The organism is Pseudoalteromonas shioyasakiensis, assembly GCA_013391845.1.
GTDB lineage: Bacteria > Pseudomonadota > Gammaproteobacteria > Enterobacterales > Alteromonadaceae > Pseudoalteromonas > Pseudoalteromonas apostichopi.
Map to the genome: position 1 here is coordinate 2,717,282 of CP058414.1, position 16,469 is coordinate 2,733,750.

Genomic DNA, 16,469 nt, shown 5'->3' on the forward strand with positions numbered 1-16,469 from the left:
GCTTGGCTCTATTAAATATTAGCAACGTTTACAGCTCCCCAGGAGCGAAGTTATCCACAGCTATCGCTTTTTTGCGCAGCTCATTGGCTTTGTTCATTCGCTCAGCAACGGTTTCGTTAATCAAGTTTTTCTCTGCCGCTACGACTATTGCATCCTCAAGTTCAAGGTTTTTAGCAATAGTGCCTTCTTTTTGCCATTTACGAAGCTGCTTAAAGTCATCGTGGGTATCAATCATGGCTAGAAAGGCATTTTCCATCACCCCTGTGCCGGCATTTTCATCAACATAACAAAGGTGAGTTAATCTGTCTCTGAAGACACCTGGCTTGCTCATGTGCTCACACATAGTTTGTGCTAACTCGTCACTTGGGCGGTGATAATGATTACCTACCGGGAACACAATGCGTTTCAGTAAGAAATTAATTACAGGATTAGAGAAGTTTTTAAAGAAACCATCGAATGCCTGACCTATGCAAAATAACGAATGCTCAACAGCATATTGTACAAATGATAAATCAGCTTGTTGACGGCCTTCATCTTCGTAGCGTTTCAGTACACATGAAGCTAAATATAAGTGACTAAGCACATCACCTAGGCGCGCCGAAATCATCTCTTTACGTTTTAACTCACCGCCTAAAACCAGCATAGCAACATCAGTACAAAACGCTAAGCCACGACTCATGCGGCTTAATTGTTTGTAATACACAGCTGTTGCACCAGATACCGGCGCTTTTGCGAAGTAACTACGTGTTAACCCGTGTACAAACGCCATGCCTGCATTGCTACCAGCAAACAAAATATGTTGCAGTAGTAATGAGTCAAACTCTTTTAAAGCAACATCATGATCTTCCATTGCAGCCGCTTCCATTTCTTTAAGAACAAAAGGATGGCAACGCGTAGCACCTTGACCAAAAATCATCAAATTACGAGTGAGAATGTTTGCACCTTCTACAGTAATCGACACAGGGATCCCCATATAGCCATGAGCTAAATAGTTATTTGGGCCCACTTGGATCCCTTTACCTGAGTGAATATCCATAGCGTCATTCATAACAGTACGACCCATTTCTGTCATATGATATTTTGCAATTGCAGTAACCACAGACGGACTCAACTTCATATCAATCGCGCCTGCAGTCATTAGTCTTGCAGACTCTAAGGTGTAAGTTAAACCACCTATGCGCGCAAGAGCCTCTTGCACTCCTTCGAATTGTCCAATTGAAACACCAAATTGTTGACGCACAGTTGCATAGGCTGATGTCATTCTTGAAGCCAAATGGCCTGTTGCTGTACTAAGCGCAGGTAACGAAATACCTCGGCCTGCACTTAAACACTCAACTAACATGCGCCAACCTCTACCTGCGCCTTTTTCGCCACCAATGATCCAATCAAGTGGAATAAACACATCTTTACCGTAAGTTGTGCCATTCATAAATGCCATATTCAACGGGTAATGACGCTCACCTGTCTGTACACCTTCGTGATCAGTAGGAATTAGCGCACATGTAATGCCAAGCTCTGTTTTATCACCTAATAAGCCGTCAGGATCGTACATTTTAAATGCAAGACCCAGCACTGTAGCAATTGGTGCAAGAGTGATATAGCGTTTTGACCAGTTAAGTTTTAAGCCAATCACTTCTTCACCGTTATGCATGCCCTTACAAACTACACCAGTATCTGGAATACTACCCGCATCAGAACCCGCCTCAGGGCCCGTTAAAGCAAAACAAGGCACATCATCACCTTTCGCTAGGCTTGGTAACCAACGCTCTTGTTGCTCGGTAGTACCATAATGAAGCAGTAATTCGCCTGGGCCTAAGCTATTTGGCACCATGACGGTGACCGCAGCGGTTAAGCTCTTAGTGGCAATTTTCGATACGATGGTTGAATTAGCTATGGCTGAAAACTCACGGCCACCAAATTTTTCAGGAATAATTAACGCAAAGAAACCTTCTTTTTTTAGGTAGTCCCACACTTCTTTTGGTAGGTCTTTATCTTTTTGCACGATTTGATAGTCATCAAGCATAGCTAACAAGGTTTCGACTTGCTCGCTCATAAATGCGCGTTCTTTTTCGCTAAGTTCGGGTTTAGGGAAACGATGCAGCTTTTGCCAATCAGGGTTACCGCTGAATAATTCACCATCCCACCAAACATCACCTGCTTCCATGGCTTCACGCTCTGTTTGCGATAATGGCGGCAAAACTTTTTTAAACATACTAAACGTAGGTCGTGTAACAAGATTGATGCGAATGTCTTTCACAGCAAAAATTACAATCACAGCAACTAGTAACAGAATAATTACGGTCGTCATTGTGCAATCCTTTTATTTTATTTAACTGCTTCAAGTATGACTGATCGTGCCATAAATACAACGTAAGCAGCTCTTACTAAGGTTGTTTTTAGCGATGCTGTTTGTTGTTTACTAAGACACTGCTATTATGCATGTGCAATAAATAACAATAAACTTCTAGGGAACGTTATGAAAAAGACTCCATTTAAGCTCAGTATGAGCGCACTTATGGTAGCGAGTGCTCTTGCACTTACTGGCTGTAATGATGACGCTGCGAGTACTAAAACGACAACGACTGAAGTCCAAACAAGTCAAGTAACCGCACAAGATGCCGCTAAATTTATCGCCGATACTGAAAAAGAATTAAGTGCGCTTTATTTAGAAGCAAGCCGCGCTGAGTGGATTTATGCCAACTTCATCACCTATGATACTGCTGAGCTATCTGCTGAAGTTAATCGCAAAATGACCGAAGCCGTTGTACGCCTTGCTAATGAAGCTGCAAAATTTGATAGTTTAGAACTTGATTACGATGCACGCCGTAAACTTGATAAGCTAAAACTAGCGCTCACTTTACCTGCACCACAAGATGCTGAAAAAACAGCAAAACTCTCGCAGTTAGTTGCTGAGTTAGGTGGTATATATGGTAAAGGTAAATACTGTAAAGAAGATGGTAGCTGTTTAAGCCTTGGCGAAATGACCGCTAAAATGGCAACGAGCCGTGATTACAATGAATTGCTTGATTTATGGCAAGGTTGGCGTCAGGTTTCAAAACCAATGCGCCCACTGTATGAACAACAAGTTGCTTTAACCAATGAAGGCGCAAAAGAGCTAGGTTATGCGGATACAGGTGCTATGTGGCGTAGTAAATACGACATGCCAGCCGATGATTTTGCAAAAGAGCTTGACCGTATTTGGGGCCAAGTTAAACCTCTTTATGATTCATTACATTGTCATGTTCGTGCCAAGCTAGGTGAAAAATATGGCGAAGATAAAGTACCACAAGACCAACCTATCCCAGCACACCTTTTAGGTAATATGTGGGCACAGACTTGGGGTAACATTTACGATGTTGTCGCACCTGAAAATGCCGATCCTGGTTATGACGTAACTGAACTATTAGCTGAGCACGATTACGACGAACTTAAAATGGTACGTGGTGCTGAGAAGTTCTTTACATCGATGGGCTTTGCGCCACTGCCAGATACTTTCTATGAACGCTCACTGTTTACTAAACCACAAGACCGTGACGTGCAGTGTCATGCTTCAGCATGGGATATTGATAGCAAAGATGACCTGCGTATTAAGATGTGTATTCAACGTACAGGTGAAGAATTCTCTGTTATTCACCACGAGCTAGGCCATAACTTCTATCAACGTGCATACAAAAATCAGCCTGTTTACTATCAAGAGAGTGCGAACGATGGTTTCCACGAAGCGATTGGTGACACCATTGCGCTTTCGGTTACACCGGGTTATTTAAAAGAAATTGGTTTATTAGACGAAGTGCCTGATGAGTCAAAAGATATTGGCCTACTAATGAAAATGGCATTAGACAAAGTAGCATTTATCCCATTTGGTTTATTAGTAGACCAATGGCGCTGGAAAGTTTTCTCAGGTGAAGTAACGCCAGAGAACTACAACAAAGCGTGGTGGGAATTACGTGAAAAATACCAAGGTGTACAAGCGCCTATCGCACGTAGCGAAGCAGACTTCGATCCGGGTGCAAAATATCACGTACCAGGTAACACGCCTTACACGCGTTATTTCTTAGCACACATTTTACAATTCGACTTCCACAGAAGTTTATGTGAAATTGCTGGTAACAAAGAAGCGATACACCGCTGCTCAGTTTACAACTCTGCTGAGGCGGGTGAAAAACTAAATGCGATGTTAGAAATGGGTTCAAGCCGCCCATGGCAAGAAGCTCTTGCGACGATCACTGGTAAAGAAGAAATGGATGCAACAGCAATCTTAGATTACTTTGCACCGTTACAAAAATACCTTGATGAGCAAAATGAAGGCCGCCAGTGCGGTTGGTAATGATAAAAACGAAAAAGCCCGCATAATGCGGGCTTTTTTATGTCATCAAATTAATGATTAAAACTGTAAGCTTACGTTTGCAAAGTATGCATCGTAATCTGAGTCATCCCAGTTGTTTGCATAACCTGCTTTTAAGCCAACGTTTTTGTTAAAGAAGTGCTGTGCACCAAAGCTGTAGTCATCTTCTTTGTCAAACGTCACAAACACTGATGTTGCTTTGCTGAAGTAATAGTTAGATGCTAATTCCCAAGAACTACCTACATTATCAGTATCAGAAATAGTCCCTTCCACTGTTAGGTAATTGCCTTGCTGTAAATCCATAAAATATTTGGCGCTAACAGCACGATAATCAAAATTATCATCACTGGTTAGCGTAAAGCCAATGTAATCTGTGCTATTCAGCTCATGATTGTAAACAAGATCAAACATAACTTGATTTTCATTATCTTCGATATCGTAAAAAGTGGCTTTTAATAACACGTTTGGATTGAAGAAATACCCTGCTGACACATTAAACTGATCAATGCTTGAAGCGACGTCAGAATCATAATTGGTATAACCTGCACCGATTACGAAATCTTGTACGAAGTATTCACCACCGATGTTAGTCACATCACCAAAGTCATCATCAGCGTACGAACCAAACACGTTGGTTGTTCTGTTGATGTATTCAAACTGGTCGTATGGACCCATTGTTTTCTTTGGTGCGAAGTAATATGTTGAATCAACACTTACTGTGTCGTTGCCATCGGTGTCCATGTACCCTAAATGGCTGATTGATTGGTAACTATCCGCAGCAGTCGCGGCAGTTGACAGAAGCATACTCGAAATAATAACTGCTAACTTTTTCATAAACAGATTTCCCTATTAACATTGTTTCATTGCTGTTGAAAACTAGCCTGATGGCTAAGTTGGGCACATGCTAACGTGAGAAAACTGAATGAGAACTTAACTAAGCATTTGTTTTTACTTGATTAATTGTAATAAAGTGTCGGCAAATGTAAAGAAAAAGTTGGCCGAAACTTTCGCCTCTGAGCCAACTTTCAAAGAAAAAATAAAGTGTGTCAGTACCTTATAAAGCAAACTGGCTTATAATTCTATAAACCTCATTAATGTTATCTCCTGCTTTAAAGTCTTTACTAATTGGTGTTGGATCTGAACCAACCCAAATTTTCAGTTCAGCATCTAGGTCAAAATGCCCGGCACTTTCTTTACTAAACTTAGTAATTTTTGAGTAAGCAATGCTCAACATTTCAACTTTTGAACCAGTAACACCTTGTTTATCAATGATAATCAATCTTTTATTTGTAAAGATGAACATATCACGAATGACTTTATAGGCTCTTTGTACTGTTTCACCATCAATCAGGGTATTGGCAAGCAGTTCTTCTAAATCGTCGTTATCAACTTCACTTGCGTTACCCATTAATCCACTTAATAGCCCCATAACTAGCTCTCCTTATGAAAGATTTGGTTTTCGAGTGTGTGACCATTCACCAGTTGACGATACTGCCAACCTTGTTGATAACAAAAGTGTAGAAGATTGATATCAAAAGGCTCGGCTGTTTTCTCAAACTCGATCACATATTCTTTTGCTTGGCTCATATAAACATGATGTACGTGGGCAAGGCCAGCAAGCTTTGCTTCTACATCATCATATTGTTGATTCAACTGTAGCGTAATAAAGTGTTTGTTATCTTGAGTGCTTGAACGGGCTTGATGTTCACTTAAAATACCTTTATCAAGGTGTAACACCTGAGAACATAAACGCTCAAGCTCAGTCAAGTCATGGGAGCTTAAAATAAATGTTGCTTCGTTACTTAAAGAACTTACCAGCTCTCTCACCTCACGAGCATGAATTGGGTCAAGGCCCGCAGTTGCTTCATCAAGCATCACTATTTCTGGTGAACCAATCAAGGCTTGTGCAATCGTCACTCGCTTACGCATACCATGAGAAAGGTCATCTGGTCGCTGCTTAGCCACTTCTGACAAACCAACGAGCTCTAAAACACGAGCCGTTTCTTTTTTACGAACCGCACCACTTAGCCCTTGTAATTGACCATAAAAGTTAAGTTGATGCGCAATACTAAAGCGAGGATCAAGCTGTGCATCTTGTGGTAATGCCGTTAGCTTACCAAATAACTCCGCACTCCCTGGGGTATGTCCCATTACCGATAATTTTCCTGAACTAGGTAAAATATAGCCGCATAACAAGCTAAATAAGGTCGTTTTACCCGCACCATTTGGACCAACCAGCGCCACTGGAGCCCCTTTATTTATTTCAAAGCTGACGTTATCTAGCGCTCGTTTAGCCCCATAGTTTTTTGACAAACCTTGTGCTTGAATTAAAACGGTCATAGTGAGCTCCTCGAAAAAATTCGTTCACCAGCAATCAATAACACTGCAGTTTGTAAGAGTGGTAAACCAAGAGCAAGTGTTACGCCGGCACGTTGACCAGCCATTAAATCAAGTTGATAGCCCGGAAATATGTAATTTAAAACCTCAAATGCAGGCCATTGCCATGTTAGTAAGCCAATCACAATATTACCGCCAGCAAAGAACAAAATAGCCAATACAAATGCAAGACGCGATGAACGAGCAAAGGTATTCAAAAAGCTCATTAGGGCAATAAAAGGCATAACCGCAACAAGCAAATAAAATAACAACATAAAGCTTCGTGATAAGCCAGAAAGCAGCAAACTTGGCTCACGATAACCGAGCATTGCAACCGTTGCCATCAAAGTAACAAACAACAGTGCCGCTAAAATTAATAGCTGTCCTAAAAAGCGGCCAATGATAATTTCTGAGCGAGTGGCTCTAAGTGATAAAAAGCGTAACGTACCTCGTTGTCTGTCGCCCACTGTCTGGTCACTACATAAAAACAAACAAAAGCTTGGGAAACTAAATAAAGCAATCAGCCAATAAACGGCCAGTTCAGATTCAGGCCAATCAAGTAATTTACTGATGCCAATGGCGCCAAATGCCTGCCTAGCAAAGTCGGCAAAATCAGGTGAGCTAATCAAGGTCACAGATTGGGCAATGGGATAGCGTAAAATAAGTAGCCAACAAATGGCAAAAGCGGCAACCGCCAACAAACCACGCTTGGTCAAAAATAGTCGTACCAGCTCAAATTGGGCAATTTGTGCAAGACGTTTAGGATGTAACTGCGTCACTCATAATCCTTAATGAATTTTATTATTAGAATTACACTAAGTTGAAACAGCTTGAATTACCAGAAAAAAAAGACCCGACTAGCAGGTCTTATGTAACAAAGTATAAACTTTAACCTAGAGGTGGCTTTCGTACACAGCCAGTGCTTGATCAAGGTCGGCTAGTAAATCAGACACATCTTCAAGACCAATGTGTAGCCTTATCACTGGGCCCTGCGACCAACCAGTTTCAGAGCGAAGACCTTTCATGCTCAAGTTTGCCGTGACTAAGCTCTCATAACCGCCCCATGAAAAGCCCATTTTAAAATGGTGCAGGCTATCTAAAAAGGCATCAATCGCTTGTTGATTACCCTGCTTCATTACAAATGAAAATAAGCCGTTACTGCCATCAAAGTCTCGTTTGAAGAACTCATGACCAGGGCACGTTGCAAAGGCTGGATGGCGAATATGATCAACCAAAGGGTGTGTTTCAAGCCATTTAGCCACTTCTATGGCTGCTTGTTCATGTTGTTTTAAACGCACAGCCATAGTACGCAGACCACGTAGCGCTAAATAGGCATCATCTGCAGAGGTACATTGACCAAGTAGGTATGAATTTTCTCGAAGTGTTGGCCAATACTTTTTGTTGGCAACAGCAACACCCATCATCACATCTGAGTGACCAACAATGTATTTTGTAGCCGCTTGAATACTAATATCAACGCCATGCTCGAGCGGTCTAAAATGCAGACCATTACCCCAAGTGTTATCTAGCATGGTCATAACACCGCACTCATTTGCTTTAGCAACCATCGCTGGGACATCTTGCACTTCCATGGTGATTGAGCCAGGTGATTCTAAAAACAATACACGGGTGTTATCTTTAATAAGCTCACTAATCCCTGCGCCGATCCCCGGCGGGTAATAGGTTGTTTCAATCCCTAAGCCAGCAAGTATTTTGTCACAAAAATCACGGGTAGGTTCATAAGCTGTATCCACCATTAAAATATGATCACCCGTTTTCACAAACGATAGCAAGGCATTACTGATTGCAGCCGCACCTGATGGGTAAAGCGCACAACCCTCACCACCTTCAAGCTCTGCAATTGCTTCTTGCAGAGCAAAATGCGTCGTCGTACCGCGACGGCCATAAAATAAAGTTTTATCGCCACGTTTCTTAGCCGCAGCTTTTAAGTCGGCAACTGAGTCAAATACCACAGTTGATGCACGTTGTACGACAGGGTTCACAACCCCTTGTGTATACGCTTTTTTACGCCCTGCAGAGACGATTTGGGTATTTTTATTTGTCTTTGTCATAATTTGTCCAAGCTGTGCTTTACAGGTTGCGCCAGTGCTCAACCAAAAATCGAGAAATAGAATCTTGTCGGGTTAGTTTAAGATGACTACCCTGCTCATGCCATTGGCCGAATTCATTAAGTTCAGCACGGCTAAACCATCTTGCATCGTCTAACTCGTCTTTATCTACCTGAATATCTTCTGAGACCGCTGTGGCCATAAAGCCAAACATAATTGATGATGGAAATGGCCAGGGCTGTGAAGCTATATATTGAATATCTGTAACAGCAACACCCGCTTCTTCCATTACTTCACGGGCAACGGCTTGCTCTAGTGTTTCACCTGGGTCAACAAAACCTGCAAGTGTTGAAAAAACACCCTCAGGCCAGCTTGCTTGACGGCCCAGCAGGCAACGCTCTATTCCGTCTGAAAAAGTTTTCGTAACGATCATAATAACGGCAGGATCGGTTCGCGGAAAAGTTTGATGCTGACAAGTTTGGTTTTCACATAAACGCGAATGCCCAGCTTCAACCATATTATTTTCATGACCACAACGACCACAAAAACGGTGCGTTGCGTGCCAAAAACACAAGCCTCTTGCCAGTGCTGCAATTGAGCCTTGTTTAAGCTCAACTTGTGGGCCCAACTTGCGAATATCAACAAACTCAGCGCCGTTGAGCATTGGCTCAATAAGTGAGTCTGGTTCATGGCTGACATCTAATGCAAAATGAGCCACATCATCGTCGTCTAACCCCAATAAAATGCCTTTTGATAAATCGAGATGATCCACTTGAGATAAGCGTAAATAACACACTTCAGGACTGTCTTTAACAAATAAACTTTGATTGTTATTGACTAATAACCAGCGACTCTGAGAATTCATTTGAGCCTTTAGCCACTTAGGATCTTTGCGGCGGTTTGATGCACGATCCAATGGCATTTGAGAGTAATTCAGCATGGCGTTCCTTGAAAATAGTTTACTTAGTAAAACTACCATAAGCGGATGATAAACCCAATTTATTACAGGCATAAAAAAAGCCCAAACAGGGCTTTTTTATTCTCTCTCACAATTTTACAAGGTCGCTAGATGCGCTTGTAGTTTTTGGTTCTCAGCTTCAATATGCCGATAGAACTCTAAATCTTCTAATTTACTCGCTGCTGCTTTATCAATGATGATTACGGCATCTTTATGAAGTTGCAGTGCTGAGGCTGGGCATTTAGCCATTAACGGACCTTCAACCATGGCGTGAACGGCATCTGCTTTACTTGCACCGGTTGCTAAAAGTACCACTTTTTTAGCTTCTAAAATGGTGCCAATACCCATAGTGATTGATAAATGTGGTTGATATTCGCCTTCGGCAAAAAATCGTGCATTGTCTTCAATTGTCGCTTTCGTAAGTGTTTTAACACGCGTGCGTGATGTCAAACCTGAAGATGGTTCGTTAAAACCAATATGACCATTACGGCCAATACCAAGTAGCTGTATATCAATACCACCAGCTGCTGCGATTTTTTGTTCGTATTCAGTACAAGCAACAAGCGGGTTTACTGCATCACCCGGCGGTACATGGGTGTTCTGTTTGTCGATATCAACATGGTTAAACAGCTGCTCATTCATAAAGTAGCGGTAACTTTGTGGATGTTCGCCAGTTAAGCCTAAGTATTCGTCTAAGTTAAATGTTGTCGCTTGGCTAAACGAAATATCGCCTGCTTTATTTTTTTCGATCAGTTGTTGATACAAGGCAACGGGTGTTGAACCTGTAGCAAGGCCAAGCACTGATGCTGGTTTTTTTAGTAATTGTTTAGCAAAGATGTTGGCACCATAAGCTGCAACTTGGGCTGCATCATCAAGAATCACTATTTGCATATCGATTAGCTCTAATTATAAGTTGGAAAAAAATGGGACCTAAAACCCAACCCCACGTGCAATCGAGCTGGGTTTTAGATCAAACCACTGCCAGGATACGATGCAGTAGCTATAACCATTATGACAACGCTGTCATTATCACTTCTAGTTTTACCTTTGTAAAGTAAAAGTGAATAAAAAATTACTCTTTTTGTTAGTGTTTAATAATTATCAAACACTAACAAAGATCTTACGGCGATACATCCAATGCAATACCAGCATTTGTACTGCTAATAACGCAATCACCGCCATCAGGGGTTGCCATACCTCTGGCACAGCTCGAACCACACCACCAAAAACGCTTTGGCTTACATAACCCCAATTCACAAGACTTGAGGCTAAGTAAATAATAATTGAGTTTGCACCTATGATCACAAAAGGATACGCGGCGCGCTGGCCCGGCAGAATATCAACCAGTGCATAAAATACGGCTAGCAACATGGCACTCCAACCAACCGTTACAAGCACAAATGAACTGCTCCAAAGCTCTTTATTTACTGGGAACTGTAAGTCCCATAACCAACCTAAACAGACACTTACAATCCCTGCAGCAAACAATAATGCGGTCATTTTCCACTCGCCAATTTGCTGAGCACGGGCGACTAATTGACCTGCAAACACGCCCATTAAAGCATTGACAATCGCTGGGATATTCGACAAGACACCTTCTGGGTCTACCACACGGTTTTGATAACTAATACCTGGCAGTAAGTGTGCATCAAACCATGCATTCCAACTCCCTGCTGCTGAAAGGTCACCAGCACTGCCGCCTGGCACAGGCACAAAACAAAGCAGTAACCAATAGCCCACTAAAATAGTCGCTGCGGTTATAATTTGCGTTCGTAAACTGGTGTGCCAAACCAACATAGCACAGAAGAACCATGCAATGGCGATTCGCCCAAGTACACTGGCATAGCGAATTTCATCCAAAGCCATTGGCATACCAGTGCCCCAGCCGTGGTTATACAAAATACCTAATAAACACAATAGTAAAAGGCGTTTTCCCGCCTTACGGTAATAAACTTTGCGTTCCTCAAAAGGCAAATGGTCAATGCGTTTCGGGGCTAGCCCCATCGCCACACCCGATAAGAAGATAAATAATGGGAAAATCAGATCGTAAAATGTGAAGCCATGCCAGACGCTATGTACTGTATGTGCTTCAAAAACTTTCCAGCCAGTCCAGCCTGTTAAAACGAATAGCGCTGCGAATAGTGACTGTCCGCCTAATATCCAAAACATATCCATGCCACGCAATGCATCCAGCGATGCCAAACGTTTTCTTGTTGGTTGTGTTGTTGTCATTGTTTACCTTTAATACAAAAAGCCCCGCGATACTTCGGCGGGGATTTTTCCAGGGAAGTTCTTACAAAGCTTTACCAGCTATATATGTCGCTTTTACATATTGATTATCATCTAGCACAACAAAATCAGCATCAAACCCGCTCAGCAAGCGACCTTTTTTATGTAAACCTAAATATTGTGCAGGATAAAGTGATGCCATACGTAAGCTCTCAGCAAGGCTAACATCCAATGTATTCACTGTGTTGCGCACCGCACTTGCCATATCAAGTACGCTGCCTGCTAATTCACCGGTAGTTGAATTTAATCGATCGCCAGTACGAATGACTTTACGACCATCAAAGAAATCAAACTCCATATCGTCAGTACCCACAGGTGGCATTGCATCTGTGACTAACATAATTTTTCCGCGCTGCTTGGTGCGAATTGCTAATTTTGCTGATGATGGGTGTACATGATGACCATCAACAATTAAGCCGCACCAGCTGTTATCATCCCAAAGTGCTGCACCAACAACACCCGGTTCTCGTGATGTAAATGCTGACATAGCATTAAATAAGTGGGTGAATCCATCAGCACCAGCAGCAAGTGCTGCATTGGTAGTCGCAAAGTCCGCATTAGTGTGGCCAATAGATACTTTTACGCCACACTCAACTAAGCGAGCGATATCATCAGCACTAACATTCTCAGGAGCCAAGGTAACGATTTTAATGCCTAGATCTTGGCGTGCATAAATTGCAAATTCTTGCTCTGTGATTGGACGAATGAATTGCTCGCTGTGGGTACCTTTTTTAGGAAAGGAAAGATGTGGCCCTTCAAAGTGCACGCCCATAACGCCCGGAACCCCTTCAGCAATTGCTTGTGCGGTTGCATCAGCGGCCTTTGCCATTACTTCTACTTTGTCGGTAATAAGCGTTGGCATAATCGCTGTTGAACCAAACTGACCATGCGCTTTGGCTATTCTATCTAAGCAATCTGGCGTTTGTTCTGCATTAAAAAATGCCCCGCCACCGCCATTAACTTGAACATCAATAAAACCAGGGGTAACTAAACCTGTTAATTCAACAGCATCAGCATGTGCTTCAACACGTTTAAAGACACCATTGTCGACGCTAAAATACACATCTGATAAAAATTCTTCACCGGTAAACAATTTACTCGCATGATAAATCGTCATTACAAACCTACCTCTTGACTTTGTTCTAGTACAGATTGCTGAGCAAAATAAACAGCGCCCATTTCAGGTGGTTGAATAGGTGTCTCAACTCGTTTAGCAATATCTTCTGCAAGCCACTTATTCAGAGGCTCAGCTAAACCGCCAATCATAGATAAACGTGGAGGCTTATTCTCAAGTAAGCGCTGCGCTAATTTGCTCACGTAATCTGCGCCTTCTTTGACTATCGCAACGGCAACTTTGTCATTGTTATTGGCTGCTTCAAATACATAACGGGCTAATTTAGCAAAACTGCTCGAAGGCTGACCAGACATTTGCTCAACAATTGCCATCGCATTATCAGCAGCAAAATGCTCAGTGATCACTTTAGTTAAATTTGTTGATTCGCCTAGACCATCAAGGTCTAGCAAGGTCGCTTTTATTGCTTCAAGACCCATCCATGCGCCACTGCCTTTATCTCCTAGGGCAAAACCATGACCACCAAAGTTAGTTGTACGACCATTTACACATGAAAAACCACAAGAGCCCGTGCCAGTGATAATCACCGCACCATCACTGCCTTCATGTGCACCAATGCAAGCAGTATGTAAATCAGTCGTGAGGAACATTTGTTTGAATGGATGTTCCCATTCCATAATCTTGTCATACAAGCTAGGTAGGTTAACACCCGCCAGACCTAAGCCGGCATAAAGCTGATGAACTGTATCAAGTGGTAAACCAGCATCACGAAGCGCTAATTGTGTTGAGACCATAATTGATTCGAGAGTACGTTCCAAACCATGTAATGGATTTGCAGGACCACCTAGGCCAGTTCCTAATACACCTTGTTTAACAGAGTAGATAGTTGCTCGACATTTCGTTCCGCCACCATCAATACCAATAAACAATTGGTCCTCATTCACACTCTTCGCCATCATTTAACGACCCCTAGCCTTCGTTTAGTTTTTATCTAAATCGCATTATTTTTATTATCTGAATGCGAAATCATCTCAACCTTTGTTGATTTAATGTTACACAACAAATGACAGCGTTGTCATTATATTTTTTATAAAATTTCGTATAACTTTTATATTTATTTTTAATTTGTTGAATTAAATAGCTTTATTTAATAGAAAAGAAAATTAGAAACCACATCAACGATGTCCTATAACACCTTAAATTATACTTTTTTGCATAATTTAGCGCATTGTGAGTGACTATTCTTTTATTCATCATCAAGTTTAACTAATGCAAGCTTAGCCGAAATAATACTTTAGTTAAACATTTTATTTAAAATGGAATATTTTTTTCTACCTTGATAACAACAGTGAATCGTCAATACAGTGAAATTCAGCTGCGGCTTGCTTTAAAATATCGGCAGTGAGGTGCTCTGCCCCATAGACATCACACGGTAGCTGATACTTATTCGCTAAATGGCCAAGCAATAACGCAAAATCTCCATCACCCGAAAGTAATACCATTTTATCGAGCTGCTTGGCATGCTCTAGCATATCAATGGTAATGCCAACATCCCAATCCCCTTTCGCACTACCATCTCTGCGCTGAATAAAAGGTTTCAGTTTTACCTCAAAGCCAATTGCGCGCAGAATATTTTGAAACTGCGATTGCTTTTCATCACCACGATAAATTGCATACGCAATGGCGCAATCAATTTCATAGCGTTCGCTCATCTGTGCCCAAAAGGCATTATAATCAAAGTTTTTCTTGTAGCTTTCTTTACAGGTGTAATAAATATTTTGTACATCTACAAAGATACCGACTCTTGGCTTATCAACTGCTGACATAATTTTTCTGTTTTTAGTGATTTGTGTTCACTGTAGCATATCTAGGTTGATATTTACGAAAAAGTAACCTAAATTGGTTACATAAAACAAAGTAACCAAATTTGGTTACTTAACGCGATGTAACTAAATTAAGTTACTTAACCTAAGGGATCATAATGATTGCGGTGATCAGCGGTGATTTAATTAAATCACAAAAAATTCCACAACAAGAATACGATGCCATGCTGTATCAGCTTGATCAAAGCTTACGCTTTGTTGCTAAGCGCTTTAATGCAAGTTTTAGCATATATCGTGGCGATGCATTGCAAATACAGTTAACAGAGCCAGAGCAGGTCTGTCATGCTGCAATTTTGTTGTATTTGCAAATGAAAGCATCCAATTACGAACTGCGACAAAGTTTGGCTATTGGCTCACTCGATAACTCCCGTGCCGATATAAAAACAGCCACAGGCAGCGCCTATACTCTATCTGGCCGGGGGTTAGATAATATGGGCCATCAACGGCTCACTTTACAAATAGACAATCAACCCCTTGAAGAGGGTTTTTTACTCAATATTGAACTAATAGAAGTATTACTTGAAAAAATGAGTCAAAAACAAGCAAATGCATTGTTTTATTATTTAACAGCAGAACACAACAACCATGCCGAACTTGCTAAAGAACTCGCAACAAGCCGAGCCAATGTCACAAAGCTATTAAATTTGGCTCACTACCAATTAATTGAACGTTTTATACAGTACAGCCAAACCACACTCAAAGGAATGACAAAATGAGTTTTTCATTACTTATCGTAAGCTTAATTTTAGCGCATTCAATTGCCGACTTTTACTGGCAACCTATGAGCTGGGTACATGACAGAAATACGCGCCACTTTCGTGCCAGTAAACTTTACTTGCACGTGCTCATCCACGGTGCTAGCTCATTTTTGGTACTATTATTTTGGGAGTTTAATTATGGCTGGCAAGCGCTTTCAAACGTCGTTATCGCCACGGCAGTGATTATGGTTACACACTATCTAATCGACCTTGCTAAATCTTACTCAAGTAAAGGTGTGGTTCCTTTTATTGTTGACCAACTTGCACATTTAGTTATCTTGTTCTTACTGGCTATATGGTTAAGCGAAAACGATGAGTTTTTTACACATAGCTGGCAATGGCTAATGCAACCGGCAACATTATGGGTGCTGTGTGGCTATTTATTAATTTTAAATCCAACAGCGGTGTTTATTAGAATGATGTTAGAGCGGATCACATCTGGCTTTAGCGCCACGGGCAGTTTACCAGCGGCGGGGCAAAGTATCGGCATGCTTGAGCGGGTATTGATGCTAACATTTATCTTACTGGACCAATTTTCAGGCGTTGGCTTTTTACTTGCGGCAAAATCCGTATTCCGCTTTGGTGATTTAAGTGCCAGTAGAGATAAAAAACTGACTGAATACGTTATGCTCGGTACCTTACTCAGTGTCAGCGTGACTTTATTTATTGGTTTAGCTGTTAATTACCTTAAAGCCGTGTGACTTTGCAGACCCATAAAA

Annotated in this window: 15 protein-coding genes; 3 read left to right on the forward strand and 12 right to left on the reverse strand. The window is 41.5% G+C overall.

Going from position 1 to position 16,469, the window contains the following annotated elements; genetic code table 11:
* Window positions 1–28: 28 nt before the first annotated feature.
* Window positions 29–2,308 (reverse strand): acyl-CoA dehydrogenase, encoded by a 2,280-nt coding sequence (locus tag HYD28_12380; protein QLE09690.1) that lies wholly within the window; start codon window positions 2,306–2,308, stop codon window positions 29–31.
* 168 nt (window positions 2,309–2,476) lie between these two features.
* Here HYD28_12380 and HYD28_12385 point away from each other — a divergent pair, with 168 nt between their 5' ends.
* Window positions 2,477–4,327 carry a M2 family metallopeptidase gene (locus tag HYD28_12385; GenBank protein QLE09691.1) on the forward strand — a complete coding sequence of 617 codons (1,851 nt, stop codon included), beginning with the start codon at window positions 2,477–2,479 and terminating at the stop codon, window positions 4,325–4,327.
* Window positions 4,328–4,384: 57 nt separating this feature from the next.
* Here the strand turns inward: HYD28_12385 and HYD28_12390 are convergent, their stop codons facing one another.
* The 11 genes from HYD28_12390 to HYD28_12440 form a co-directional block, all read right to left on the reverse strand.
* The gene (locus HYD28_12390) at window positions 4,385–5,179 is read right to left on the reverse strand and encodes a putative porin (protein ID QLE09692.1); all 795 of its coding nucleotides are present in this window, start codon (window positions 5,177–5,179) and stop codon (window positions 4,385–4,387) included.
* Between the two features lie 220 nt (window positions 5,180–5,399).
* Window positions 5,400–5,774 carry a PH domain-containing protein gene (locus HYD28_12395; GenBank protein QLE09693.1) on the reverse strand — a complete coding sequence of 125 codons (375 nt, stop codon included), beginning with the start codon at window positions 5,772–5,774 and terminating at the stop codon, window positions 5,400–5,402.
* 2 nt (window positions 5,775–5,776) lie between these two features.
* The gene (locus HYD28_12400; protein QLE09694.1) at window positions 5,777–6,685 is read right to left on the reverse strand and encodes an ABC transporter ATP-binding protein; all 909 of its coding nucleotides are present in this window, start codon (window positions 6,683–6,685) and stop codon (window positions 5,777–5,779) included.
* Window positions 6,682–7,500 carry an ABC transporter permease subunit gene (locus HYD28_12405; GenBank protein QLE09695.1) on the reverse strand — a complete coding sequence of 273 codons (819 nt, stop codon included), beginning with the start codon at window positions 7,498–7,500 and terminating at the stop codon, window positions 6,682–6,684. Before HYD28_12405 ends, HYD28_12400 begins: the two co-directional genes overlap by 4 nt.
* Window positions 7,501–7,614: 114 nt before the next feature.
* Entirely contained in the window at window positions 7,615–8,793 is a 1,179-nt protein-coding gene (locus HYD28_12410) for a cystathionine beta-lyase (GenBank protein ID QLE09696.1), read from the reverse strand.
* A 19-nt stretch (window positions 8,794–8,812) separates the two neighbouring features.
* Window positions 8,813–9,730 carry an NAD(+) diphosphatase gene (gene nudC, locus HYD28_12415; GenBank protein QLE09697.1) on the reverse strand — a complete coding sequence of 306 codons (918 nt, stop codon included), beginning with the start codon at window positions 9,728–9,730 and terminating at the stop codon, window positions 8,813–8,815.
* A 114-nt stretch (window positions 9,731–9,844) separates the two neighbouring features.
* Entirely contained in the window at window positions 9,845–10,639 is a 795-nt protein-coding gene (nagB, locus tag HYD28_12420) for a glucosamine-6-phosphate deaminase (GenBank protein ID QLE09698.1), read from the reverse strand.
* A 210-nt stretch (window positions 10,640–10,849) separates the two neighbouring features.
* Window positions 10,850–11,980, reverse strand: a complete 1,131-nt coding sequence (locus HYD28_12425; GenBank protein QLE09699.1) for a DUF5009 domain-containing protein — start codon at window positions 11,978–11,980, stop codon at window positions 10,850–10,852.
* Between the two features lie 61 nt (window positions 11,981–12,041).
* On the reverse strand, window positions 12,042–13,154 hold the full coding sequence (gene nagA, locus HYD28_12430; protein ID QLE09700.1) for an N-acetylglucosamine-6-phosphate deacetylase: 1,113 nt from the start codon (window positions 13,152–13,154) through the stop codon (window positions 12,042–12,044).
* The gene (locus tag HYD28_12435) at window positions 13,154–14,068 is read right to left on the reverse strand and encodes an ATPase (protein QLE09701.1); all 915 of its coding nucleotides are present in this window, start codon (window positions 14,066–14,068) and stop codon (window positions 13,154–13,156) included. Before HYD28_12435 ends, nagA begins: the two co-directional genes overlap by 1 nt.
* Before the next feature lie 372 nt (window positions 14,069–14,440).
* A complete protein-coding gene (locus HYD28_12440; GenBank protein ID QLE09702.1) occupies window positions 14,441–14,935 on the reverse strand; it encodes an NYN domain-containing protein in 495 nt (164 codons plus the stop codon).
* Between the two features lie 155 nt (window positions 14,936–15,090).
* On the opposite strand from HYD28_12440, the gene HYD28_12445 reads away from it, so the two are divergent.
* Window positions 15,091–15,708 (forward strand): hypothetical protein, encoded by a 618-nt coding sequence (locus HYD28_12445; GenBank protein QLE09703.1) that lies wholly within the window; start codon window positions 15,091–15,093, stop codon window positions 15,706–15,708.
* Window positions 15,705–16,451, forward strand: coding sequence for a DUF3307 domain-containing protein (locus HYD28_12450; protein ID QLE09704.1), 747 nt, complete (start codon window positions 15,705–15,707; stop codon window positions 16,449–16,451). The genes HYD28_12445 and HYD28_12450 overlap by 4 nt, the downstream gene beginning before the upstream one ends.
* Window positions 16,452–16,469 lie beyond the last annotated feature (18 nt).

What these genes read in the sequence shown, in the direction of transcription:
- HYD28_12380 (QLE09690.1), bottom strand. Translation starts at nt 2,308, where the DNA reads ATGACGACCGTAATTATTCTGTTACTAGTTGCTGTGATTGTAATTTTT.
- HYD28_12385 (QLE09691.1), top strand. Translation starts at nt 2,477, where the DNA reads ATGAAAAAGACTCCATTTAAGCTCAGTATGAGCGCACTTATGGTAGCG.
- HYD28_12390 (QLE09692.1), bottom strand. Translation starts at nt 5,179, where the DNA reads ATGAAAAAGTTAGCAGTTATTATTTCGAGTATGCTTCTGTCAACTGCC.
- HYD28_12395 (QLE09693.1), bottom strand. Translation starts at nt 5,774, where the DNA reads ATGGGGCTATTAAGTGGATTAATGGGTAACGCAAGTGAAGTTGATAAC.
- HYD28_12400 (QLE09694.1), bottom strand. Translation starts at nt 6,685, where the DNA reads ATGACCGTTTTAATTCAAGCACAAGGTTTGTCAAAAAACTATGGGGCT.
- HYD28_12410 (QLE09696.1), bottom strand. Translation starts at nt 8,793, where the DNA reads ATGACAAAGACAAATAAAAATACCCAAATCGTCTCTGCAGGGCGTAAA.
- nudC (QLE09697.1), bottom strand. Translation starts at nt 9,730, where the DNA reads ATGCTGAATTACTCTCAAATGCCATTGGATCGTGCATCAAACCGCCGC.
- nagB (QLE09698.1), bottom strand. Translation starts at nt 10,639, where the DNA reads ATGCAAATAGTGATTCTTGATGATGCAGCCCAAGTTGCAGCTTATGGT.
- HYD28_12425 (QLE09699.1), bottom strand. Translation starts at nt 11,980, where the DNA reads ATGACAACAACACAACCAACAAGAAAACGTTTGGCATCGCTGGATGCA.
- nagA (QLE09700.1), bottom strand. Translation starts at nt 13,154, where the DNA reads ATGACGATTTATCATGCGAGTAAATTGTTTACCGGTGAAGAATTTTTA.
- HYD28_12435 (QLE09701.1), bottom strand. Translation starts at nt 14,068, where the DNA reads ATGATGGCGAAGAGTGTGAATGAGGACCAATTGTTTATTGGTATTGAT.
- HYD28_12440 (QLE09702.1), bottom strand. Translation starts at nt 14,935, where the DNA reads ATGTCAGCAGTTGATAAGCCAAGAGTCGGTATCTTTGTAGATGTACAA.
- HYD28_12445 (QLE09703.1), top strand. Translation starts at nt 15,091, where the DNA reads ATGATTGCGGTGATCAGCGGTGATTTAATTAAATCACAAAAAATTCCA.
- HYD28_12450 (QLE09704.1), top strand. Translation starts at nt 15,705, where the DNA reads ATGAGTTTTTCATTACTTATCGTAAGCTTAATTTTAGCGCATTCAATT.